The organism is Nocardia paucivorans NBRC 100373, from assembly GCF_000308675.1.
Lineage (GTDB): Bacteria > Actinomycetota > Actinomycetes > Mycobacteriales > Mycobacteriaceae > Nocardia > Nocardia paucivorans.
The window spans coordinates 29495-52129 of the sequence record NZ_BAGE01000045.1 but is presented as its reverse complement, the minus strand read 5'-3'; the positions used below and the strand labels follow the sequence as shown (position 1 = coordinate 52129).

16 protein-coding genes, 1 tRNA gene and 1 pseudogene are annotated in these 22635 nt (G+C 65.8%); 5 read left to right on the top strand and 13 right to left on the bottom strand.

Annotation, left to right across the window (positions count from 1 at the left end; translation table 11 throughout):
* Window positions 1-97 precede the first annotated feature (97 nt).
* Window positions 98-685 (bottom strand): PPA1309 family protein, encoded by a 588-nt coding sequence (locus ON32_RS15800; protein WP_040791708.1) that lies wholly within the window; start codon window positions 683-685, stop codon window positions 98-100.
* 205 nt (window positions 686-890) lie between these two features.
* On the opposite strand from ON32_RS15800, the gene ON32_RS15795 reads away from it, so the two are divergent.
* The gene (locus ON32_RS15795; RefSeq protein ID WP_040791690.1) at window positions 891-3890 is read left to right on the top strand and encodes a UPF0182 family protein; all 3000 of its coding nucleotides are present in this window, start codon (window positions 891-893) and stop codon (window positions 3888-3890) included.
* Window positions 3891-4018: 128 nt separating this feature from the next.
* Here ON32_RS15795 and ON32_RS15790 read toward each other — a convergent pair.
* Window positions 4019-4351 (bottom strand): annotated as a pseudogene (locus ON32_RS15790) (transglycosylase family protein); the annotation flags it as partial.
* Window positions 4352-4965: 614 nt separating this feature from the next.
* On the opposite strand from ON32_RS15790, the gene ON32_RS15785 reads away from it, so the two are divergent.
* Together ON32_RS15785 and ON32_RS15780 are read left to right on the top strand one after the other, a co-directional pair.
* Window positions 4966-5039, top strand: a tRNA-Met gene (locus ON32_RS15785).
* A gap of 294 nt (window positions 5040-5333) precedes the next feature.
* Window positions 5334-5762: a nitroreductase/quinone reductase family protein gene (locus ON32_RS15780; protein WP_040791688.1), complete on the top strand. Its 429-nt coding sequence runs from the start codon at window positions 5334-5336 to the stop codon at window positions 5760-5762.
* Window positions 5763-5808: 46 nt separating this feature from the next.
* Here the strand turns inward: ON32_RS15780 and ON32_RS29615 are convergent, their stop codons facing one another.
* From ON32_RS29615 to casG, 4 genes are all read right to left on the bottom strand, one after another.
* The gene (locus tag ON32_RS29615) at window positions 5809-5964 is read right to left on the bottom strand and encodes a hypothetical protein (protein ID WP_217998065.1); all 156 of its coding nucleotides are present in this window, start codon (window positions 5962-5964) and stop codon (window positions 5809-5811) included.
* 620 nt (window positions 5965-6584) lie between these two features.
* Complete coding sequence (locus ON32_RS15770) at window positions 6585-7589, bottom strand: AurF N-oxygenase family protein (RefSeq protein WP_040791686.1); 1005 nt, start codon at window positions 7587-7589, stop codon at window positions 6585-6587.
* Window positions 7590-7699: 110 nt separating this feature from the next.
* Entirely contained in the window at window positions 7700-8524 is an 825-nt protein-coding gene (locus ON32_RS15765; protein ID WP_040791685.1) for a nuclear transport factor 2 family protein, read from the bottom strand.
* 349 nt (window positions 8525-8873) lie between these two features.
* Window positions 8874-10508, bottom strand: coding sequence for a steroid-24-oyl-CoA synthetase (gene casG, locus ON32_RS15760; RefSeq protein WP_040791707.1), 1635 nt, complete (start codon window positions 10506-10508; stop codon window positions 8874-8876).
* Window positions 10509-10687: 179 nt separating this feature from the next.
* On the opposite strand from casG, the gene ON32_RS15755 reads away from it, so the two are divergent.
* Window positions 10688-11434, top strand: a complete 747-nt coding sequence (locus ON32_RS15755; RefSeq protein WP_040791684.1) for a DUF6319 family protein — start codon at window positions 10688-10690, stop codon at window positions 11432-11434.
* A gap of 62 nt (window positions 11435-11496) precedes the next feature.
* Here ON32_RS15755 and ON32_RS15750 read toward each other — a convergent pair whose 3' ends face one another.
* Entirely contained in the window at window positions 11497-12939 is a 1443-nt protein-coding gene (locus tag ON32_RS15750) for a GGDEF domain-containing protein (protein WP_245551082.1), read from the bottom strand.
* A gap of 481 nt (window positions 12940-13420) precedes the next feature.
* On the opposite strand from ON32_RS15750, the gene galK reads away from it, so the two are divergent.
* Entirely contained in the window at window positions 13421-14623 is a 1203-nt protein-coding gene (gene galK / locus ON32_RS15745) for a galactokinase (protein ID WP_373284309.1), read from the top strand.
* Window positions 14624-14669: 46 nt separating this feature from the next.
* Here the strand turns inward: galK and ON32_RS15740 are convergent, their stop codons facing one another.
* The 6 genes from ON32_RS15740 to ON32_RS15715 form a co-directional block, all read right to left on the bottom strand.
* Entirely contained in the window at window positions 14670-16127 is a 1458-nt protein-coding gene (locus ON32_RS15740) for a PepSY-associated TM helix domain-containing protein (protein ID WP_040791683.1), read from the bottom strand.
* A gap of 191 nt (window positions 16128-16318) precedes the next feature.
* Entirely contained in the window at window positions 16319-16882 is a 564-nt protein-coding gene (locus tag ON32_RS15735; protein WP_051133308.1) for a hypothetical protein, read from the bottom strand.
* A 61-nt stretch (window positions 16883-16943) separates the two neighbouring features.
* A complete protein-coding gene (locus ON32_RS15730) occupies window positions 16944-18590 on the bottom strand; it encodes an acyl-CoA synthetase (RefSeq protein WP_040791682.1) in 1647 nt (548 codons plus the stop codon).
* Window positions 18591-18772: 182 nt separating this feature from the next.
* Window positions 18773-20401, bottom strand: coding sequence for an acyl-CoA synthetase (locus ON32_RS15725; protein ID WP_245551083.1), 1629 nt, complete (start codon window positions 20399-20401; stop codon window positions 18773-18775).
* Window positions 20402-20579: 178 nt separating this feature from the next.
* Window positions 20580-21215, bottom strand: a complete 636-nt coding sequence (locus ON32_RS15720; RefSeq protein ID WP_040791681.1) for a hypothetical protein — start codon at window positions 21213-21215, stop codon at window positions 20580-20582.
* A 191-nt stretch (window positions 21216-21406) separates the two neighbouring features.
* The gene (locus ON32_RS15715; protein WP_040791680.1) at window positions 21407-22633 is read right to left on the bottom strand and encodes an acyl-CoA dehydrogenase family protein; all 1227 of its coding nucleotides are present in this window, start codon (window positions 22631-22633) and stop codon (window positions 21407-21409) included.
* Window positions 22634-22635: the final 2 nt, after the last annotated feature.

Below are 22635 nucleotides of genomic sequence, written 5' to 3'. Positions count from 1 at the left end.
CCATCGACACACCAACGCGGGCAATGGTTCTCAACACACGAGTGGGGGATCGCCGCATGGCGGCGATCCCCCACTACCCACCACTTCGAGACACTGCCTAGTCGGCGGGTTGGTCCAGGGTATGGCGCAGCGCCTCGACCAGGTTCGGGGCGAGATTCGGGTGGGTGCGCAATTCCAGGTCGCCGTCCTCATCCGCTTCCGGACGCAGCTGCAACAGGCACAGGGTCCGCCCCGAGCGCAGCGCGGCGGCGAACAGACGGGCGTCGCGCCGCCGCGGATGCGCCTGCGCCGCGGCCCGTCCCGCGGCGTCCGCGGTCTCCGTATCGGCGGCCAGCAGCGGGGTGAGGGCCGCGTCGAGATCGTCCTCGGCCTCCGGCGGCAGCACCACGATCTCCTGGACCAGCACGCACCCGGCCACCGTGGCCGGCCAACTGGTGGTGGCCAGGAACTCGTCCAGTCCCACCGTGCCGGCCGACACCTCCTCGGGCAGTTCCTGTGCCACCGGGGTGAGCTCGTCGGCCGTGTCGACCTGATCGATGAGGCCCGGTTCGACGGCGATCAATTCCGCGGTCGGCACCAGCGCGAACATCTGCGGTGCCGCGCCCCAACCCTCGGCGTCCACGAATTCCGCCACCTCCCGAACGGAGTGGGCGAGGACAACTTCGGCATGCAGATCGGAACTCACCCGTCCATCCTCGCATCCGGGAAAATCTGCCGGCATCACGCGGCGCGATCGAACGTCGTTTCAACCCTGCGCCGGCTTCGGTGTCCGATTTCACTAGAGTGGCTTGCGGACGGTCCTCCCGGATCGACCGCAAAAGTTACGGACTGCGGCGTCGGTCCGGTGAGACCACCGGTCCCGGCGTCGCCGGACCCTGGAGAGTGGCATCGTGGGCATGCGGCCCCCCACCGGCTTACCATCGCTGTCCCGACGCAGCCGCGTGCTGCTGGTGCTGGCCGTCGTACTGGCGGCTCTGCTATTGGTGGGACCCCGGTTCGTCGATACGTACACCAACTGGCTGTGGTTCGGAGAGGTCGGATTCCGCGAGGTCTACCTGACCGTGCTGTGGACCCGAATCCTCATCTTCCTGATCGTCTCACTGGTGGTGGGAGGTGTGGTCTGGGCGGCGCTGCTGCTGGCCTACCGGACCCGACCGATATTCGTCCCCACCTCCGGCCCCAACGACCCCATCGCCCGCTACCGCACGGCGGTGATGGCCCGGCTGCGCCTGTTCGGCCTGGGTATTCCGCTGTTGATCGGGGTGCTGTCCGGGTTGGTCGCCCAGGCCGGGTGGGTCACCGTGCAATTGTTCCTGCACGGTGGTTCGTTCGGGCAGCGCGATCCCCAGTTCAACCTCGACGTCGGGTTCTACGCCTTCGACCTGCCGTTCTACCGGATGGTGCTGAACTGGTTGTTCGTCGCGGTGGTGATCGCCTTCTTCGCGAACCTGGTGACGCACTATGTCTTCGGCGGTCTGCGATTGACCGGCAAGGAGGGCATTCTCACCACGCCGGCCCGGGTCCAGCTCGCCGTGCTGGCGGGGTTGTTCGTCCTGTTGAAGGCCGTCGCGTACTGGTTCGACCGGTACGAGCTGCTGATGAGCAGCCGCAAGGAACCCACCTTCAACGGCGGTTCGTACACAGATATCAATGCGGTCCTGCCGGCCAAACTGATCCTGTTGGCCATCGCCGTCATCTGCGCGTTGGCGTTCTTCGCCGGTATCGTGCTGCGCGATCTGCGCGTGCCCGCCATGGCGGCGGCCCTGCTGGTTCTCTCGTCGGTATTGGTCGGCGCGGTGTGGCCGTTGGTGGTGGAGCAGTTCTCGGTGCGGCCGAACGCCGCGCAGAAGGAGCGCGAGTACATCGAGCGGAATATCGCCGCCACCCGACACGCCTACGGCATCACCCCGGACAAGATCGAGTACATCGACTACCAGGGGGAGAGCAGCAAGGACCCCCGGGACGTCCCGGCCGATCACGCCACCATCGCCAATGCCCGGCTGCTCGATCCCAATATCCTCTCCCCGACGTTCACCCAGCTGCGGCAGCTGAAGAACTTCTACGGCTTCCCGGAGCAGCTGGATATCGACCGTTACGAGCTCAACGGTCAGATCCAGGACTTCATCGTCGGTGCCCGGGAGCTGTCTCCGGCCTCGCTCACCGGTAACCAGACCGACTGGATCAACAAGCACACCGTCTACACGCATGGCAACGGGTTCGTCGCGGCCCCGGCCAACCGGGTGAATCGACCGCAGTCGGAGAACCCCACCGAAGCGGGTGGCAGCAGCGATTCCGGTTATCCGATCTTCCTGGTCAGCGACCTGTTCACTCCCAAGGACCGGCAGCAGATCAAGGTCGATCAGCCGCGTATCTACTACGGTGAGTTGATCTCGCAGTCCAATCCCGACTACGCCATTGTGGGCTCGGTCGAGGGACAGCCACCGCGTGAGTACGACTCCGATGTGGCGCAGTACACCTACACCGGTGCCGGTGGGGTGCCGATCGGCAACTGGTTCAACCGGCTCGCCTTCGCGGCCAAGTACGCCGAACGCAACATCCTGTTCTCCTCGGCCATCGGAGAGAACTCCAAGATCCTGTTCAACCGCTCGCCGCGCGAGCGGGTGCAGAAGGTCGCGCCCTGGCTGACCGCGGACGGCAATGCCTACCCGGCCGTGGTCAAGGGCCGCATCGTCTGGATCGTGGACGCCTACACCACGCTGGACCACTACCCGTACTCGCAGATGACCTCGTTGGAGGGCGCGGTCGAGGACAGTATCGATCAGCGGACCGGCCGGCTGCTGCCGCGTAAGGAGGTCGGCTACATCCGCAACTCGGTGAAGGCCACCGTCGACGCCTACGACGGCACGGTGACCTTGTACGAGGTGGATTCCACCGATCCGGTGCTGCAGGCGTGGCGGGGCGTGTTCCCGAACGCGGTCCGCCCGGAGAACGAGATCACCCCCGAGTTGCGGGCGCACTTCCGCTATCCGGAAGACCTGTTCAAGGTGCAGCGCGAGATGCTGACCAAGTATCACGTGGACGATCCGCGCGAGTTCTTCACCAACAACGCCTTCTGGTCGGTGCCGTCGGATCCGACGGTGGAAGGCCCCACCGCCAATCAGCCGCCGTACTACGTGCTGCTGGGCGATCCGAAGACCGAACGTCCGGTGTTCAACCTGACCAGCGCGATGGTGGGGTACAACCGGCAGTTCCTGTCGGCCTACATCTCGGTGCGCTCCGATCCGGAGGGTTACGGCAAGTTCCGCATCCTACGACTGCCGACGGATACCCAGACCCAGGGGCCGCAGCAGACACAGAACACCATGACAACGGCGCCGCAGGTCTCGCAGGAGAAGACCCTGCTGTCGAATTCGAACAAGATCCGCTACGGCAATCTGCTGACATTGCCCGTCGCCGATGGCGGCATCCTCTATATCGAGCCGTTCTACAACGAGCGCAATACCGGCCCCAATACGGCCACCTTCCCGCAGTTGCTCCGGGTGCTGGTCAGCTACCGCGACGAGGCGGGCAGTGTGAAGGTCGGCTATGCCTCCACCCTGGCGGAGGCCTTGGAGCAGGTCATGCCGGGTGCGGGGTCGTTGGCCACCCCATCCGGTGGTGATCCGGCCACCAGGCCCCGGCCGGGTAGTACCCCCACCGGGGAAACCGCTCCGCCCCAGGAGCAGGGCAGCAGGCCGCCGGCGCAGGGGACGTCGACCCCGCCGCCGACCGGTTCCGCGGCCAGGGATGCGGCGGCGGCCGAGTTGAACCGCAAGATCGAGGCCGTTCGCACCGCCATGCGCTCGGGTAGTTTCCAGGACTTCGGCAAGGCCTTGGACGATCTCGAGGCCGCGGTGAAGGCGTACCAGGAAGCGGGTGGCGGCCGGTAGGCCACTCGGACGTTTCGACGACAACGGCGCTGCCATCCATGCGGATGGCAGCGCCGTTGTGTTGGGACCGGGGTGATCCGTCTCCGGCGGTCAGCGGACGGTGATCATCTGCCCGCCGGCCGGTATCACAGGTACTGGCCGCAGACCGGCCAGGCGCCGGGGCCCTGGGTGGCGAGCACGTTCTCGGCGACGCGGATCTGCTCTTCGCGGCTGGCCTCGCTCGCGAGGCCGGTACCGCCGTTGGCCTCCCAGGTGCTCTGGGTGAACTGCAGGCCACCGTAGAAGCCGTTACCGGTGTTGGTGGACCAGTTGCCGCTGCTCTCGCACTGGGCCACAGCGTCCCAGTTGCCGGAGGCGGCCGAAGCGGTGGAGGTGGAAAGACCGAAGGGGACGGCAACGAGTGCCCCGGCGATAGCAGTCAGACCGAGGGCGCGGGTGCTGAACTTCCGGGTCTTGTTCATGTGGCAAATCCCTGCCTGTGCCCACCGGCAGCGTGATACATCCACGTGCCCCTGTCCCCAGGTGAATGTCGGGGGTGTCCGAACCGCGGGACAGGGTTGCCGGTGTTCGACGGTTCGGGTTCGAGCCCGTCACGGTTGATCGGGCCACTGAGGAACAAGGTAACCAAACAATCTCGACAGATCACGTATTGATAACTGACGGTATTTGGCCCCACCGCGACTCGAACTTCTCCGTCCTAGCAGGTCGTAATTGGTTTTTTACTTACCCAATCCTGTTGTATATAACACCGTTATATGTTCGGTATCACACGTATATAGTGACTCCGGTCACAAAATGCCATCCGGAGAAAGTGGCAATCCATCGGCGAATACCTACTCCACCCGTAGTCGCTCCACCCGTAGTCGCTCCACCCGTAGTCGACCCCAGGATTCTCGTCGGCCTCGGCTTCTCGCCCCTCGCGGGTGATGGGTGGCTCGATCGGTGGCTCGTCACTCGGCCGGTCGCAGATGGTGACGCTCGGCGTCTCATCTTCTCTTCGCGGCGGGTGTCACCAGGTGCTCTGACCAGGGGATTTGCCATCGCTGTAAACCCGTGTGTAATGTGGTGTTCGCAACGCGGGGTGGAGCAGCTCGGTAGCTCGCTGGGCTCATAACCCAGAGGTCGCAGGTTCGAATCCTGTCCCCGCTACTAGGAAGTGGCCCTCGGAGAGTTACTCTCCGAGGGCCACTTCATTGCTTCCGTCCCTGATGGCGTTCCGCATCGCCGGGCTCCGAGCCGGGCGAACGCCGTCGTGCACACGCAAGGATGAGAGCGGGGTGGGCTCCGGTCGAATATGTTTCGCGCTTTCTCGAACCATCCCGGGATTTCCGCATTTCCGCAGCAATCATCCATCCTCCCCTGGAGGCGTCCGATCGGTTGCCATTCGTATAGCGGGGTGGTTGGCTTGGGGGATCGACGCGCACCTGAAGGGCGAAAAGCCATATGCCATCGAATTTCACGCTGAAGGCCACCAACGCCGTGCACCGTGCGCTGTTGCGGATCAGCCGTGGCCGTCTGGGCGCCGACTTCTTCGGGATGCCCACACTGGAGCTCGTTACCATCGGCCGTAAATCGGGACGTCCACATGCGGTCATGCTGACCGCGCCCATCGTGGAAGGGGACGAGTACATCCTGGTGGCCTCGCGCGGCGGCGATCCGGTACATCCGGCCTGGTTCTGGAATATCCGCGACAACCCCGACGTGGAGGTCTCCTTTCGGAGCGGGCCGCGGCGGCCCATGACGGCGCGAGTGCTGTCCCCGGAGGAACGTGCCGTGTTGTGGCCGCGTATCACCGCCGCCTATCCGACCTACGGTGATTATCAGAAGCGCACCACACGAGAGATCCCGCTGGTTCGGCTGACGCCCCGGTGATTCCCGGGGCGCCGGCCGAGCGGGTGTGGACGAAATCCGGGTCGTATCAGCCGGGGGGCACCTGAGCGGTCGGTCGATATTCGGTTCCGGTATCCGAACCGGTCATGATGCGTTGCCACCAGGAATCCAGTCGACTGGGCTCAGGCCAGACGACAAGCGTCTGTTCGGCTTCTGTTTCTTCGGGGCCGGTGTTCTCGAACATCCTCGCTCCTCAGCATTGGGTCAGCCACCGAACGGCGGTGTGCAGCCACACCGTTGCCGCGAATACGCCGTTCCCGAAATCGGAACGCTGCCGCGTTGAATTCCCCGCGACCGAGCAACGTGGTGCGGCCTACGCCGTATCCACTCGGTGCCAATCTGAAACCAGTCTAACCGCTTTGTCGAGCCCACCCCTGACAATGAAGGATTTCCTGCGTCGCAATAGAATTGGTACTTTGCGTTCTGTTTGAATGGTTTTGCAGATGTTCTTGCATACGCCCGGTCACCGCACTTCATGGGGCGCAATTCCCTTATGGCGCATCGGTAATTGGAGCGAGTTCCCGAGAAAGCCACGGTCATAGGTTTTTTGTCGCATCCGATCGATGGGGTCATCGGATGAAAGGTGAGAGGCGGCGATACCGTTTCGTGTCACTCGGATTTCGGGATCGTCACAATGGACCGGTGGCGGCCGGATATCGCATCGTTCGATCCGGCGCGGCGGGTCGTGGCGGCCGCGCGGCGTTCGGGGAACGATGGATCACGGTTCGGTGTCGAGAGTTCGCCACGGGCGGACGGTTGTCACGGTCACCGAACGCGGATGAGACGTCCGGTGACCGTGCTCGATCAGGCCGCGCCCGCTCGGGTGCGTCGTTCGGGCTCACCGCGATACCGGGAACGTTCACCATCGATACGCAGGAGCCGCCACAGTGGGCGGGTGACGGGGTTCATCAACCCGAGTTCATCGGCGAGAGCGCGCATATCACCGAAGTATCCGGACAGGATCCGGCGGGAGTGCGTGCTGTGCCAGAAGGCTTCCTCGAAGACCGTGCGCGGAATATCGAACCGTCGGGCGAACGACCTCGGCGGTGTCATGATCTCGCCCGCCAGCCATCGCATGATCAGCGGAAAGGCCACACCGCACAGTGCGGTGCCCGCCGGACTCATCTCGGCGATATGGGCGCGGAGGAATTCGGCCGCGAAGGAGATGTGGCGTGCTTCCTCGGCGATATGAATCTCCATGGCGCGCACCACCATCGGCGGCAGATTCGCTCCGTCGCGGATGATCGCCTTCTGATAGTGGTCGATCGGCTCCTCCCCGCCGAGGATGCCGATGAACAGGATAGCCGGCGCGAAACCCCCCATGAGCCCGATGAACGGTGACAGCGCCCGAAACAGCGGCCGCATCCCCGGCACATCCGCCCCGATGCGGTTGACCAGCTCCTGGAACATCTGGATGTGATTGCACTCTTCGGTCATCTCGTGCAGGCAGTAGCGGAACTCCGTGGCTCCGTTGGGAAGTTTCGCGATGTACTGCATCATGCCGCGGATCAGAATGGTCTCGAAGGCCGCGCCGACCTTGACGGCATTGGCGACCCGCCACTTCCCGATCTCGATTCGACGCTCCAGCGGCAGTTCTCGGTACCAGCGGGTGGCGCCGAGTGGGTCGTACTCGGGTGACAGGACCCAGCGCGGATCATCGGGATCGAGGGCGAGCTCGGGGGAGTCCCAGTCGATATCGAGGTAGGGGTCGAAATGTCGGTGCACCGAACCCTCCGACAGGGTCCGCAGCATTTCTCGATACCGCTCGTCGAAGAAGTGATCGGTCAGCGGCAGAGTCGACGGCGTCATTGGTGTCTCCTTCTGCATGTGAGGCAACTCTCAACTCAAAGTTACAGATACTTTGAGTTTCAGTAAATAGTGAGAGCTGCCCGTCCGCGGCCGCCGTGGTGTTCGATCGCTCAATGGGGCACGATCTCGGTGTGGACCCGGACCGTCTCGATTCGGGGGGTGGTGGGAGCGAACTCGAGCATTACCAGGCCGGGGCCGTCCGCGAGCTCCACGCTCGCGGTAATCGTGCGCCCGGCGGTGATGGTCTTACCGCGTCGCCATCCTCGGGCGCGTTCTGCGAACTCGGTGGGGGAAATCCGGTTACCGGACCAGAGCAGAGCGCTGCCGTGGCCTGTCGCCTCGCTCACCGCGTCCCCATCCCCTCGACCGGCCGCGGTCGACAATTCCAGCGCCCGGCGCCTGCCGGTTCGACCCACATTCCGATAGGCGCGAGCCATTCCGACCGGGCCGGCGATGCCCTGGTTGCGCACGAGGAGTCGACCCAGTTTCGCGCCCGCGACCCATCCGGCCGCGCCGGTGCGCATCAGTTGCCTCACCATCGCGGGTAGTTCCCAATGGGCCGCCAGATGGTCGATACGCAGCTCGCCGGCCACCTGGGCCAGCTCGTAGCGCAGATGCATCGGAACGTGCACCGCCGCTCCGGTGGACATGGTGATCCGAATGGTGAGATCGCGCAGTATCGATGCCGGCCCGTCGGGATCACGGGCGATGAAATCGTGGGCGACGTCGAACGTGATGGTGTTGGGGGCGATGAAGGTGTCGTAGAAGCGTTCGATCGCCGCCCGGCCGATATGTGGCGTCGATCCCACCGGATCGTTGACCGTCGCGTTCTCGGTGAACAGGTCCACCCAGGCCTTGCGATCGTGCGCGGACACCGCTCGGGGAGAGGCCGTTACCGTGGCGAGTAGGTCTGCGGCAGTCGGTTCGGGCGACATGGCGACTCCTTCGTCGGTACCGGTGGACTATGGCGCCCATGGTAGAACACGTTCCAATTCGTGTCGGGCGGCGCGAATCGCCGTGGCGTCCTCGGTCGCACGTGACCGGTGTCGCGCGAGGCCGGTCGATTCTGCAACACTATTGCCTCGAAAAGACTGCCTCGAAAAGACTGCCTCGAGAAGTCGATGCCTCGGAAACGTTCCGGCAGGGATGCCGCATATTCGAGATTGGGGGCCCGCAGTGGGCACTGGCATGGTCGTGTACACCGTCGACCTCATAATCGGTACGGCGCAGAAGGCCCTGGAGTTCTTGTTCGCTCTGTTGTAACGGATTTCGTGCCGGTCGGTTTCATGCCGTGAGGCCGGCGCGGATCACCTTGCCCGTCGCGTTGCGCGGCAGTGGTGTGGTGGTCAACCGCCAGACCGCCGGCACCTTGTAGTAGGCGAGCCGCTCGGCGAGGAACTCGCGGAGCTCGTGCTCGGTGGTATCGGAGATATCGGCAACCACCACCACCGCGGCCACCGCCTGGCCCAGATCGGCATCCGGTATGCCGATCACCGCGCATTCGACGACCGCCGGATGTGCCTCCAGGCATTGTTCGACCTCGATGGGGTAGACGTTCTCTCCTCCTCGCAGAATGAGGTCCGAACGTCGCCCGGAAAGCCGAAGTCTGCCCTGTTCGAGGATCCCCATATCGCCGGTGCGCAGCCATCGATCCGGCGTGATCGTTGCGGCCGTCGCTTCCTCGTCGGCCCAATACCCCAACATGACGTATGGGCTGCGCACCTGGATCTCCCCCTCTCGGCCCTCGGGTAGCGCCGCGCCGGATTCGTCGCAGATCCGCAACTCGACCCCGAATACGGGGCGCCCGACGGTATCGGGGAATTCGGCCAACTCGGCGGGGGTGGCCAGTGTTGCCGCGGTCGCGCATTCGGTGAGCCCGTAGCTGGTCACCAGGGCGCTTCGGGCCACCGGCAGTCGCTCGCGCAACCGTTGCTGCAGCAGCGCCGAGGACGGGGCGGAGTTGAGCGACAGGGCGCGTAACGCCGACAGGTCGTAGCGGGTGAGGTCCTGTTCGAGGAGCCGGACGGCCATGGTGGGCATGGCCCCCCAGTTGGTGATCCGCTCACGTTCCATCAGGCGCAGCACCCGGTCCGCGTCGAACGCCCCTTGGTGGATCACAGCCGTATCGCCGGTGGCCAGACGGGCCACCGCCAGATTGTGCAGGCTCGCGATATGGAACAGCGGTGAGGTCAGCAGGAACCGACGGGCCGTGTTCGGGGCGCCGGTGCGGGCCGCGACCAACGCGTCGTTATAGCGGTGATAGTCGGTGACCGCGATGAGGTTGCGATGTGAGTGGGTGACGCCCTTGGGGCGGCCGGTGGTGCCGCTGGTGTAGAGGATCACCGCCGGATCGTCCTCGGTCACCGACACCGATTCCGTTGCGGCGCCGTGGAATTCGGCGAGAAGTGCGGGGACGTCCCGTTCCATGGTGAGAACGGGCGTATCGGTGCGGGCGCGAAGCGGCGCGGCGCGTTTCTCGTCGGCGATCACCACGGTGGGGCGGGTGTGTGCGATGCCGTAGTCGACCTCGGGCGCCGCCCACCAGGCGTTGTAACCCACGGCGATGGCCCCGAGCCGTTGGGCGGCCCAGAAGGCCATCACCCACTCCGGTGTATTGGCGGCGAGGATGCCGATACGGTCGCCCTTGCTCACGCCGAAACGCTCGCGCAGGGCATATGCCAGGGCGGCCGTGGCCTCGGAGTGTTCGGTGAACGAGATCCGTTGCCGTTCGGTGACCAGATATTCTCGATCGCCCCACCGGTCCGATGTGTCCAGGACCGCGCCGAGCGTGCGGTGTCGATGCCGTAACACCGGTAGTGCGACGCCCAGCACGTCTTCGACCACCGTCTCGAACGGCGCTCCCGGGGCGGTGAGATCGATCGGGGAGGGGGTGGCGGTGGTGTCGCCGGTATCGCTCATATCGCTCATCGCAGCCGTCCTGTTCGTGTTGTCGGGCCATCGGAATTGAATTAGAACACGTTATATTTTTGGTCTTCGCGAGTGTATTCGCCCGCCCAGGTTCGAACCTGTCGGTGCGGTGCGGCATCATCTGTGCACGCAGCTATTGGAGAACAGCGAGAATTGCTCGGAGTGCCACCATGCCGTCGTCGCGAACCAAACCGAAGCCCCTGTCCGATACGGAGATACAACATATTGCCGACGAGGTCTCGGCCGGTCGGCCCCCGATGGTGTGGTTCACCGCCGCCGCGGTGGGGGTGGACGAGGGGCGGTCGGGCAAAGTGGTGGCGCTCGGCGACCCCGCCGATGGTGACTATCTGCAGGTCCGGCCTACCGGTTCCAAGGATGTACTCTCCTTCTCGCCCATCGAGGTGACCCTGACCAAACCGTCGCGTGACCGTACGACGGGGGCCCAGCCCTCGTCCAGGAAGGAAACCCCAGTGACCCAAGCGCCGCCAGCGCCGCGCACCGAGTCCCAGCCCGCCAAACCTGCCGCGCCCGCCAAAGCCGCCGTGTCTGCCAAACCGGCAGCGACCGCCACTGCGGATACCAAGAGCGCCGCGAAACCCGCCGCGCCCGCGGCCAAATCCGCGAAACCCGCTGGTGCCGCCCGCAAATCGAAGGCGCCGGAAGTGACGGTCACCCTCAGCGGTAGCGCCGACGGCACCTGGACCGTCGAGGTGGTCAGCGGTAAGAAACGCACAGTGCGTGGACTGCCGGTATCCAGTGGGGCGGTGGCGCAGGCCACCAAGCTCCTGCACCCGGAGGTGGCCGACGTGGTGGCCGGGGTGTTGGAGGCGGCGCGTGATGCTCAGCAGGAAAGGGTGCAGCAGTTACAGGCCGAGCTCGAGGAGGCCAAGCGCCTGCTCGAGGAATTGTCCGACTGATCCGGCCGTCGCGGGCGCTTCCGGGACTTCGAGACCGCGGTCCCGGGAGCGCCGTGGTGGGATCACACCGCCGTTTCGCGGCGCCGGATCGGTTTCGCGGTCACCGCGGCCCGGATCTCCCGGATATCGTCGTGGAACAGATAACCGAGACCGCGTTCCTTGGCCCGGTACATGGCCGCGTCCGCGTTCTGGATCAGGTCGTAGATGGTGGTTCCGGGGCTTCGGAGCGTGCCACAGGCCAGCCCGATACTGGCGGTGATGGGAATATCGCCCGCACTGAGCCGGAACGGCGTCAGGAACGCGCGTAGGAGTCGTTCGGCCAGCGTGGCCGCGTCCTGTCGTTCCAGACAGGCGAGTACCACGAACTCGTCGCCGCCGTAACGGGCGACCAGATCGTCGTGTCGCACGGCCCGGCGAATTCGGGTTCCGGCCTTGGCAATCAATTCGTCGCCGACGGCATGGCCGTAACTGTCGTTGACGGTTTTGAAACCGTCCAGGTCGATGAACAGCAGGCACAGCGCGCGTTCGTTCCAGCGTTCGCGGTCGCGGTGCGGCATGCCGAGCAGAGCCGACCGATTCAGCAGGCCGGTCAGCATATCGTGATCGGCCTGATACTGGGCCCGCTGCTCGCTGCGGGCGCTACGCGCGATGGCGCGTTCGCTGCGCACCAGCACCCCGATGAGCAGCAGAGCGAGCAGTGACGACACCACTACTCGGTCCAATACTTCGAGTCGCGCACCGACCACCGGCACCAGCGACGCCACGATCAGCACCACCGCGATGAGGCTGGCCCGACGGCGGGAATGATGCGGATGGCTCGGCCGTGGTTCACCGAGCATCGTCATGCTCGGATGCAGGGCCGCAGCTCCCATCACGAGCAATGCGACGAGTACGAGCACCAGCGCCGGCCCCTGATCGGCGAAGGGGGTCCCGGCGGCGGCCAGGCTGTGACCGAGATTGCCGAGCAGCACCGTCAACAGGCCGATGTGCAGGAGGCGCTGCGCGGGCACGGTACGGATCGTGGTGGCGACCGAATACGCGAGCAGGGTCAACAACAGGGCATCCAGGAGCGGGCAGATCGCCGCGGCGATCGTCAACAGCGAATCGCTGTGGGCGCGTAGGACAGGTGAGATGAGGAAGGTCCAGGACGCCAGGAGCGCCCCCAGGCCGATGAGACCGGAATCGAGGAGGGTGTCCACATCGGCGCGCGCCCGGTGGGGCCGCAACCAGAGCAGGGCCGCCAGGCCGATACCGAGATAGCCGGTACAGATGAGGACATGATCGATCGGGGTGTCGTGGGCATCGCGTATCGCGGTGCCCACGGTGAACAGGACGGCCGAGACCGACAGCACGGACCAGGGCAAAGGGTGCGCCGGCCGATGTCGGCGCACCCCGACACCGATCATGACCAGTGCGCCGGTGAGTACGACCGTCACCGTCAGCAGGATCGACAGTCGCGTACCGAAGACCAGATGTAGGACGAACGGACTCGTTCCGGCGACCATAATTCCTGCGTACCAACGTATTCGACAGTGTAGGCAGCGTGCCGCCCACTGCCCTGCGCTGAACTCCATCAGCCCCCCTAACGCTCCATCCGGGTGAATCGAGCCGTTGTATCAGGTCTGGGAATCCTCGACTGCTATATCGCCTCGGCCCGTACCTGGGCTTCGTGTGGATATCGCCTTGGCGCACCACACGGATACCGCTGACGAGCGAGGGCCGAACGTTGTGGTACGAGCAGATGCCCGGGCCGACTACAGCTCCTTCGGCCACCAATCTGGACAACTGATTCGATCATGACACGAAACATCGCGCTTGTCGCTGTCTTGGCGGAACGAGTGGCGAAATTCGGGCGTGTGTCGTCCCGGCCCGGTACGGCGGGGCGGCGTGAAGCGGAATACCGGTGGGGCCGATGCCCGGACGAGTATCGGGTGCCCTGTCGAGGTATCCGCTGTGTGCCAAGGGTTTCCGGCCCATGATCGAGCCGTGGCCGTGCCCGGACGGCATATCCCGTACGGTGATGCGGTGACCGTGGACGACGAGCCGAATCCGCCCGTCCCGGCGATGTGGTCGGCGCCGGGACGAGTCAATCTCATCGGTGAACACACCGACTACAACGACGGTTTCGTGCTGCCCATCGCCATACCGCTCACCACCACCTGCACAGCGCGGACCCGCCGAGACGGCAGGGTGCGGGCGTCGTCCCGACAGTATCCCGAACAACCGGCCGACATGTCCGTGCGCGACCTGCTCGATGACTGGGGCGCGGTCCCGGAATGGAGCCGCTATCCGCTGGGGGTGGTGGCGGAACTACTGCGTCGTGGGCACCGGATCGACGGCCTGGATCTCGCATTGGACAGCACCGTTCCGGTGGGCGCGGGGTTGTCCTCGTCGGCTGCGCTGTGTTGTTCGGTCGTGGTGGCCGTCCGGGATCTGTGCGCGTCGGAGATCGGTGAACGGGAACTGATCGATATCGCGCAGACGGCCGAGAACCACTACGCGGGGGTTCCCACCGGGGTCCTGGACCACGCGGCCTCGATCCTGGGGACGGCCGGGCATGCGCTGTATGTGGATATTCGACGGTTCCGACAGGCCGCCGCCGATACCGACCGGAACCCCGGCTACGAACGGATTCCGTTCGACCTGAACCGTTTCGGCCTGCGACTGCTGGTCGTCGACACCGGGCACGGCCATCGTCTGGCCGACGGCGGGTATGCGCGGCGCCGCGCCGAATGCGCCGCCGCCGCGGCGTCGCTCGGGGTGGAATCACTACGCGATATCGGATCCGTCGCCGAACTGTCCGGACTCACCGATACGGTGCTGCGCCGGCGGGCACACCATGTCGTCACCGAGAACGCTCGGGTGCGCGCCGTGGCCGACCTGCTGCGTGGGGGCGCGGATCCCAGGGAGATCGGGCCGCTGCTCACCGCCGGGCACGTGTCGTTGCGCGATGATTTCGCCGTCTCCGTGCCGGTGCTCGACGCCGTGGTCGACGCCGCCGTTTCAGTGGGCGCGTATGGGGCACGCATGGTCGGCGGCGGATTCGGCGGCAGTGTGATCGTGCTCGTCGATGCCGCCACGGCGGAACCGACCGCAGCGGCGGTGCGGGACAGATTGTCCTGCGAGGGTTTCCCTGTGCCGAGAATTTTCGGTGTGGTGGCGGCACGAGGCGCCGGGCGGGTCGAGTGACGCCGGCCCGGCGCGGCCGCCCCGATACGAGAACCGACCCAGCACCTCATGCGGTGGTGCGAAAGCGTCGGCCCAGACCCACGATCACATCGGTCACGAGAAAGCCGAGCAGACTGAATCCGAAGACCGGGGCGAACCAGCCGATGCACGCCGCCATCGCGAGTACCGTGAGACCGGCGGGCCACGGCACTCGGCGCAAGGCTCCGCGCCGGGGCGGGCGACCCATGATGAACCACTCGGCGTCCCGGGTGGGTCGGCGTCGCCACCACATCAGATAGCCGCGCACGATAACGGTGATCAACCCCACCGCGACGGCGAACAGCAGGAGTTGGTTGAGCGGCCCGAACAGCAGCCCCATGTGGAGTTGGATACCCCAATTGGCGAGTTTGGCCATAAACGGCCAGTCGGAGTACGGCAATAGGGCGGTGACGGTGCCGGTGGCGCCGTCCACGGCCACCGCGTCGATGGTGTAGGTGCCCGACCTCCGGGTCTCCTGCACTGCGAAGGCGGTCCCGGCGTCGGCGGGCACGCTGATCTCGACAGGCCGATCGAGACCCGCCGCCCGGGCCGCCGCGATCACCCGATCCAGTTGCTCGACCCGATCGGTCGGGTTCTCGTGGTGACCATGGGTATGGGCACCGCCGTGACCATGAGCGGAATGGTCGGCGGCTCCGGAGCTCCCGGTGGGGGAATCGGTCGTGGCGGTGATGAGCGTGGGGGTCGTCCAATCGAATCGCTGCCGCAGTTCGTCGATATGCTGCCCGGCATATGTCGACCAGGTGAGACCGGTCGCCGACAGGAACAGCAGCACCGGCAGGATCCACATCCCGACCGTGGCGTGCCAGTTCAGGGAGCCTTCGCGGGCGTTTCGGGAACGGCCCGGGACGAACAGCCACGTCACCGAGTTGTGGTGGCGGCGGCTGCGCACCCGACGTACCCACAGCAGCAGCCCGGCCAGGGCGATCACCCACAGCCATGACGCCGCCAGCTCGGCATACAGTCGACCCGGTTCACCGAGGTGTAGATGGCGATGCAGTTGCGAAATCCACGTCCGCACGGGCAGCGCGCCCGAGCTACCGTAGACCACCGCGTCCCCCACGGGGCGGGCGGTGACCGGGTCGATGAACACCGCGCGCCGTTCGGACTCCCCGAGCATCGGATCGGAGAAGATCACCCGCGTCGTCCCGCCCTCTTCGGGTGCAGGTGCCACCGCCACCAGCGTGAGGTCGGGCCGGGCGGCCACACCCGCGGCAACCTGTTCGGACAGCGGCCGTTGCGGTCCGTGGGAATCCACATGCAGCAACCGGCCCTCGGTGTATGTCTCGAGGGTCGGTGCGACCGCGTACAGCGCTCCAGATATGGCCGCGATCAGCAGGAACGGGCCCACGAATATGCCCGCGTAGAAATGCAGCCGCAGCGCGAGTGCCCGTAGCGCTGCGGCCCACCGTGGTCGATCGGTTCCATCCGTGGAGGTGGGTTTCGCCGCGATGTCGGTTGTACTCATATGTCCCTACATCCTGTGCTGAGCCCGGCGCGTAGCGGCAGCGGACAACGGTCGAAGCGACAGGTGAGCGTCGTGAACCGTTCGCTGTCGGAGAGCCGCCGGGTGGAGGTGGTCCGGCCGCGGCGGTGGGCGGTGAACGGGCACGACTGTGCCCCGGGGGATATGACGCGCCCGCGTCGGCCGGGTGTGGATCAGTTCGGGACGAGATGCGGCGGGGCCCGGGTACGTCCGGTATCGGCCGCGAAGATCCACAGGACGACCCGGTCCCGGTGCGCGATGTGTAGCGACGGTGGGCCGGGGATGACCGGGGTGGGGCAGCGGATCGGCAGTATCCGGGACAGGGCCGCACTGCCGATCCGGTAGGCGAACTCGGCGCCGCGGATCACGATCGCGGCGATGAGGGCGGCGAGGGCATGCGCCGCGATCATGGTGGGGGTGAGTTGCAGATCGCCATGGTGCAGGTGACCGGAATCCCGACTCATGGCGAGATGGCCGAGGAGCTGTCCACCCCAGAGCGCGGCGACGAGTCCGGCCGAGCCGGTGCGCAGCGGACCCACCCCGGCCACCAACGCGCCGAGCGCCGCGGAGGTGGCGGCGAGCAGCATTATCGAGGTGCCGGTCGGCGCGGCCCCGGCGGATACCCAACCGTGCGCGGCGAGGGAGATCGTCCCCGAGACCAGGCCGGCCGCCGTACCGCGCGCCCGCGCGGTACCGCGGTGATCCACCCCGGCGGTGGGGCCGAACCTGATACTCACCCGGCGATAATAGCCGAACGCATGTCCTGGTATGTGGCGGTAAGCCCTGGTAGATCCGAGTTCAGGCCGTGGGGTCGGTTTCCGTCAGCGCTGTGCGCAGCAGTTTGCCGGTGGCATTTCGGGGGAGCTCGTCGAGGAAGATCACATCGCGGGGAACCTTGTAGCGGGCCAGGTTCTCCTTGACGTAGTCCTTGATCTTTTGGGGATCCCGCGCGGAATCGGGGCCGGGGACCACGAAGGCGCGCAGTCTTTTGCCGAAATCACGGTCGTCGACCCCCACCACCGCCGCTTCCAGGACATCGGGCCGAGCGGCGATCAGGTGCTCCACCTCCTGCGGGAAGACGTTCTCGCCGCCGGAGACGATCATGTCGTCGTCGCGGCCGTCGATGAACAGCAGGCCGTTCTCGTCGAAGTGTCCGACATCGCCGGTGGACATCATTCCGTCGACGCGTTCCTTGGTGCGGCCGTCGGTATAGGCGGTGAAGGCGTGCGCGTTCTCCACGAAGATCGTGCCGACCACCTGCGGCCGGGTGATGCGTTTGCGGTTCTCGTCGTAGAGCGCGACCCGGACACCTACCGGTGGTCGACCCGCCGTGTCCGGTGCCCGGCGCAGGTCCTGTGGGCCGGCCACCGTGATCACCGCGCACTCGGTGGACCCGTACAGGTTGTAGAGCACCTCGCCGAAATACTCACCGCTGCGCACCACCACATCCGGTGGGATCGCCGAACCCGCCGCGAAGATCACCCGCAGCGACGAGACATCGTATTTCGCCCGCACCTCGGCGGGCAGATCCAGAATGCGCTGCAGCATGGTGGGAACCAGCACCAGCGAATCGGCCCGATAGCGCTGGATATCGGCGAGGGTCCGCTCCGGATCGAAGCGGCGCTGCCGGAAGATCACCCGGTTGCCCAGACCCAACCCCAGCGAGAACTGGGACAGGCCGGTGCCGTGGAAGATCGGGGCCGCCATCACCATGGTGCCGTTCCTGGGCAACGGCACCCGGTCGAGGAACTGGGCCGACATGAGCGGGCTCACCTTGTCGCGGGGGGCTCCCTTGGGAGTCCCGGTGGTGCCGCTGGTGAGGATGACCGTGCCACCCGATTTCGACGGGGCGGGCGGTGGCGTGGTGGGTTGCCCCATGGAGACCGAGGACAGGGTCGGGATGTTCGGGTCCACGTCGTCCGGGTCGTCGACCCACGTGAGGATGCGTGGGACGGAGTCGGGGATCGCACTCGTGAGGTCGGTGAACTCGCTGTCGTGCAGGACGACCGCGACCCTTTCCCGCTCGCACACCGCGGCGAACTGGGGTTTGGCGAACCCGGTGTTCATCAGGACCGTCCGCAGCCCGAGCTTGCCGGTGGCCAGCATGCTCAACACCATGCCGCGGTGGTCCCGAGCCAGGATGGCGGCCACATCGCCCTGGCGTAGGCCCCGGGTTCGCAGCCCATGGGCGAACGCATTGGAGTATTCGTCGAGCTGCGCGAAGGTGAGCTCACCCTGTTCGTCCACGATGGCAGGAGCGTGTGGCCGGGTATGCGCGGTATGTCTGATGACTGCGGCGAACGGCCCGTACCTACCGGCGTCGACGAGGGATCGGAGAGCCTGATCGGGACGCAGCGGATCGAACAGGCCGCGTTTGCGCATCACATTCGCGCCGAGCGCGATATCGCTCGCTTTGCGGATCGGGGCGAGCAATGACCAAGACATCGGCGGCAAACCTTCCGCGACCGCTTCCCCGACCCCCGGCCGGAGGCCGCGATCTTCGAGACCCTCTTGCTGTTGTAAACCGTAGCAATATCGGTCCGATCGGTGGCTTGGTTCGCCCGAGTCGGCGAAAACCGGGACGATCCGGTGATCGTCCCGGTTACCGGCGTAAAGGTGTCCCCTACCTACGCGTCGTATTCGACGAGGACCCGCCGCAGCAGTTTGCCGGTGGGATTGCGGGGGAGTTCGTCGAGGAAGATCACATCGCGGGGGACTTTGTAGCGGGCCAGGTTCTCCTTGACATATGCCCTGATCGTTTCCGCGTCGGGTTTGTGTCCCGGTTCGGGGACGATGAACGCGCGCAGGCGTTTACCGAACTCCACATCGTCGACACCGACCACGGCGGCGTCGAAGACGTCCTCCCGCTCCAACAGCAGGTTCTCCACCTCCAGCGGGAAGACGTTCTCGCCGCCGGAGACAATCATGTCGTCGTCGCGGCCGTCGACCATGAGCAGACCGTTGTCGTCGAAATGTCCGACGTCACCACTGGACATGTAGCCGTCGATGATCTGCTTGTGTCGCCCGTCGGTGTAGCCCTCGAACGGCGCGCCGCTGCGGACGAAGATACGGCCGGTGACGTTCTTGGCGGTGATCCGCTTATCGTTGTCGTCATAGAGCCGGACATCGCAGGTCAGCGGTGGTTTGCCCACGGTACCGGGTGCTTTGGCCAGGTCGGCGGGCTGGGCGACGGTGGCGACGGCGACCTCGGTGGAACCGTACAGGTTGTACAGCACCGGTCCGAAGGTCTCGGTGGCGCGCGCGTACAGTTCGGGCGCCAGGGCCGAGCCGGCCAGCACGATGGCCTTCAGCGAGGAGGTGTCGTACTTCGCCCGTACTTCGGCAGGCAGTTCGACCATGCGGTGCAGCATGGTCGGTACGGCGACCAACATCTCGGCCTTGTGGTCGGAGATCATCTTCAGGGTCGCCTCGGCGTCGAAGCGCCGCCGCACCACCACCTTGTGGCCCAGGAGAGTGTGTACCAGCCAGGTGCCGAAACCGGTGCTGTGGAAGATGGGGGAGACGATCACCGCGGTACGGCATTCGGCGAACGGCATCCGGTCGAGGAACTGCGCGGTCGCCAACGGGCTCGTCTTACTGCGCGGGGCGCCCTTCGGCAGACCGGTGGTTCCACTGGTCAGGATGATGAACCCGCCCGGGTGACTCGGCGGCGGCAGCGGTTCGCTGGAGTTGGCGGCGACCAGGTCGTCCAGGCTCTGGGCGCCCTCGGGCAGCTCGGCACCCTCGTCGACCCAGGTGAGGTAGCGCGGCAGTTCCGGCGGCAGGGCGTCGAGCAGACCGAGGAACTCGCTGTCGTGCAGAACGGCCTTGACGTTCTCCCGTTTGCACACCTCGGCGAATTGCGGTTTGGCGAAACCGGTATTCATCAGGGCGATCTTGACCCCGGCCTTACCCGCGGCGGCCATGGCCAGGATCAAACCGCGATGGTCGCGGGCCAGGAGACCGACCACCGTGCCCTCGGTGAGACCGGCCTTCTGCAGTCCCCGGGCGATGGCATTGGACTGCTCGTCGAGTTCCCGATAGGTGATCTCGCCGCGTTCGTCGACGATACCGGGCGTATCCGGCGCGATCCGGGCGGCGTGCCTGATCTGCGAGGCCTGCGGAATGTAGAGCTTGGCCTCCTTTACCGTCTGCAGGGCCTCCCCGGGGTTCTTCAAATCGGCAACCCCGCTGGAAACCAGCAGCCCGTACGCTTTCACGACTTCGAGCGCGTGCGCCAGGTTGACCACGAACACCTCCACAGAACTCTCGCGCGGTACACGACCTAGCGATTTTCGAACGGCATTTCGAGCTCACCGTAGCAGTGCGAGTGCGCTCGGTCACAGATACTGGATGACCGACCGGTTTTCGCCAATGTGTGCTCGATATTCGGCCGCGGCCGGTTTTCGGTCGCGGCCGAGCGGGTTGTGTTTTTCAGTTGTAGAACACGCCCAGTGACGGGAACGTGACATCGCTGCGCACGTATTGGAACCCGTCGGGATGTTCCGAGCTCACCGGGACCGGCCAGCGATGCCACAGACTGCCGTAGATCGCGGCGACGATCATGCCCGGACCGGGATCCAGCCTGCGGGTGCGGATGGTGGTGTCGGCAATGACATCGAGGTGTTCTGTCAAGGGCTCGATACCGCTGCGTCCATTGGACAGGTTCACCCACACCACATTCAGCTGTGCGCCGTCCTGATTCGGTGCGATGGTTCCGGGCCCGCCGAAGAAACCGAACCGGAACCCGTCGACATTCAGCGCGACGCCGGAGCCATACATCCCGGCGCCGCCACCGCGTCCGACAGTGGATTCGGCCGGTACCTGAAACGGCTGCGCCGCCAGCGCGACCTGCCGGGCACCCGGTGTCGGTCGTACCTCGTTCAGCAATAGTTCGACCGCTCTTTCTGCCTGCGGGTTGCCCGCCACCGCCTCTCGGAGTCGCCAGGTCGCCGAGGCCTGGTCGACGCCATCCGATTCGGCGGTGGCATGGCCGGTGAACAGCATGGTCACCGCGGAAGCGGCGACGAACGAGGTGACGAGACGACGAGCGAAACCCACTGTGCGCATGGCCAGTCTCCTTGCAGAATTCTTGTCGGTACTGCTCAGTGACTCGGGTGCTGGTGGCGGTCACACTACCCGGTACCCGGTACGGACCGAGACGCTCTGGGACAGCGTGTCCGGAACCGGGGGATGCGAGCGGGTCCGTGCGGAACCGGTGCGAGCTCGGCCCACTCGCACCGGTTCGGGTGGGCGCGGAACTACTTCAGCTCGGCGCTGGTCTTGCCCAGAACGCGCCGGGCCACGATCAACTGTTGAATCTGCTGGGTGCCCTCGAAGATGTCGAGGATCTTGGAGTCGCGGCCCCACTTCTCCAGCAGCAGGCGCTGTGAATAGCCGAGGGTGCCGGCCAGTTCGACGGCCTTCAGGGACACATCGGTGCCGGTGCGGCCCGCCTTCGCCTTCGACATGGATGCCTGCAGCGAGTTGGGCTTCTTGTTGTCGGCCATCCATGCCGCCCGCAGGGCCAGCAGATAGGCCGATTCGTAGTCGGCCTCCATGCGCAGGAATTCGGCCGCGGCGGCGTGCTGGTTGTTGGGCGGGGTGTCGTAGGAGATCTCGATACCGGCGTCGGTGAGGATGGTGCGCAGTTCCTCGAGCGCGGCCCGGGTGACGCCGATGGCCATGGCGGCCACCAGCGGTCGAGTGTTGTCGAAGGTCTGCATGACCCCCGCGAAGCCCTTCTCCACATTGACTTCCGGACTGCCGAGGATGTTGTCCTTCGGGATCCGGCAGTCCTGCAGCAGCAGCACCGCGGTATCGGAGGCCTTGATGCCGAGTTTGTGCTCGAGCCGCGCCACCGATAGACCCGGGGCGTCGCGCGGCACCACGAACGATTTGATCGCGGCGCGGCCCTTGCTCCGGTCCACGGTCGCCCACACCACGATATGGGTGGAGCGCTGGCCGGCGGTCACGAAGATCTTCTCGCCGTTGAGCACCCATTCGTCGCCGTCGAGGACGGCGGTGGTGGAGACGGCGGCGGAGTCGGAGCCGAAACTCGGCTCGGTAATGGCCATGGACGCCCATACCTTGCCGAACCGCTTCAGCTGTTCGTCGGTTGCCACGGCGGCGATGGCGGCATTGCCGAGACCCTGGTAGGGGATCGACAGCATCAGGCCCACATCGCCCCAGGAGGTTTCCAGGGCGTTGAGCAGTGCCGCCATATTGCCGCCATTGGTATTGCCGAGGAGTTCGGTGGACTTGCCGTTGGTCTCGTCGTCCGAGCGGCCGCCCGCGGCGCCCCCGATCTTCTGAGTGCCGGAATCGTTGAGTCCCTCCACCATGGCGGCCATGGTGTCCAGCTCGACCGGGTATTCGTGCTCGGCCAGATCGTATTTGCGGGAGATGGGACGGAAGATCTGCGCGGCCACCTGATGTGCCTGGTTCGCGCCGGCCCGCAGTTTCTTGGGAAGTTCGAGATTGATCATGA

What these genes read in the sequence shown, in the direction of transcription:
- ON32_RS15780 (WP_040791688.1), top strand. Translation starts at nt 5,334, where the DNA reads ATGCCATCGAATTTCACGCTGAAGGCCACCAACGCCGTGCACCGTGCG.
- ON32_RS29615 (WP_217998065.1), bottom strand. Translation starts at nt 5,964, where the DNA reads ATGTTCGAGAACACCGGCCCCGAAGAAACAGAAGCCGAACAGACGCTT.
- ON32_RS15770 (WP_040791686.1), bottom strand. Translation starts at nt 7,589, where the DNA reads ATGACGCCGTCGACTCTGCCGCTGACCGATCACTTCTTCGACGAGCGG.
- ON32_RS15765 (WP_040791685.1), bottom strand. Translation starts at nt 8,524, where the DNA reads ATGTCGCCCGAACCGACTGCCGCAGACCTACTCGCCACGGTAACGGCC.
- casG (WP_040791707.1), bottom strand. Translation starts at nt 10,508, where the DNA reads ATGAGCGATACCGGCGACACCACCGCCACCCCCTCCCCGATCGATCTC.
- ON32_RS15755 (WP_040791684.1), top strand. Translation starts at nt 10,688, where the DNA reads ATGCCGTCGTCGCGAACCAAACCGAAGCCCCTGTCCGATACGGAGATA.
- ON32_RS15750 (WP_245551082.1), bottom strand. Translation starts at nt 12,939, where the DNA reads ATGGTCGCCGGAACGAGTCCGTTCGTCCTACATCTGGTCTTCGGTACG.
- ON32_RS15740 (WP_040791683.1), bottom strand. Translation starts at nt 16,127, where the DNA reads ATGAGTACAACCGACATCGCGGCGAAACCCACCTCCACGGATGGAACC.
- ON32_RS15730 (WP_040791682.1), bottom strand. Translation starts at nt 18,590, where the DNA reads ATGTCTTGGTCATTGCTCGCCCCGATCCGCAAAGCGAGCGATATCGCG.
- ON32_RS15720 (WP_040791681.1), bottom strand. Translation starts at nt 21,215, where the DNA reads ATGCGCACAGTGGGTTTCGCTCGTCGTCTCGTCACCTCGTTCGTCGCC.
- ON32_RS15715 (WP_040791680.1), bottom strand. Translation starts at nt 22,633, where the DNA reads ATGATCAATCTCGAACTTCCCAAGAAACTGCGGGCCGGCGCGAACCAG.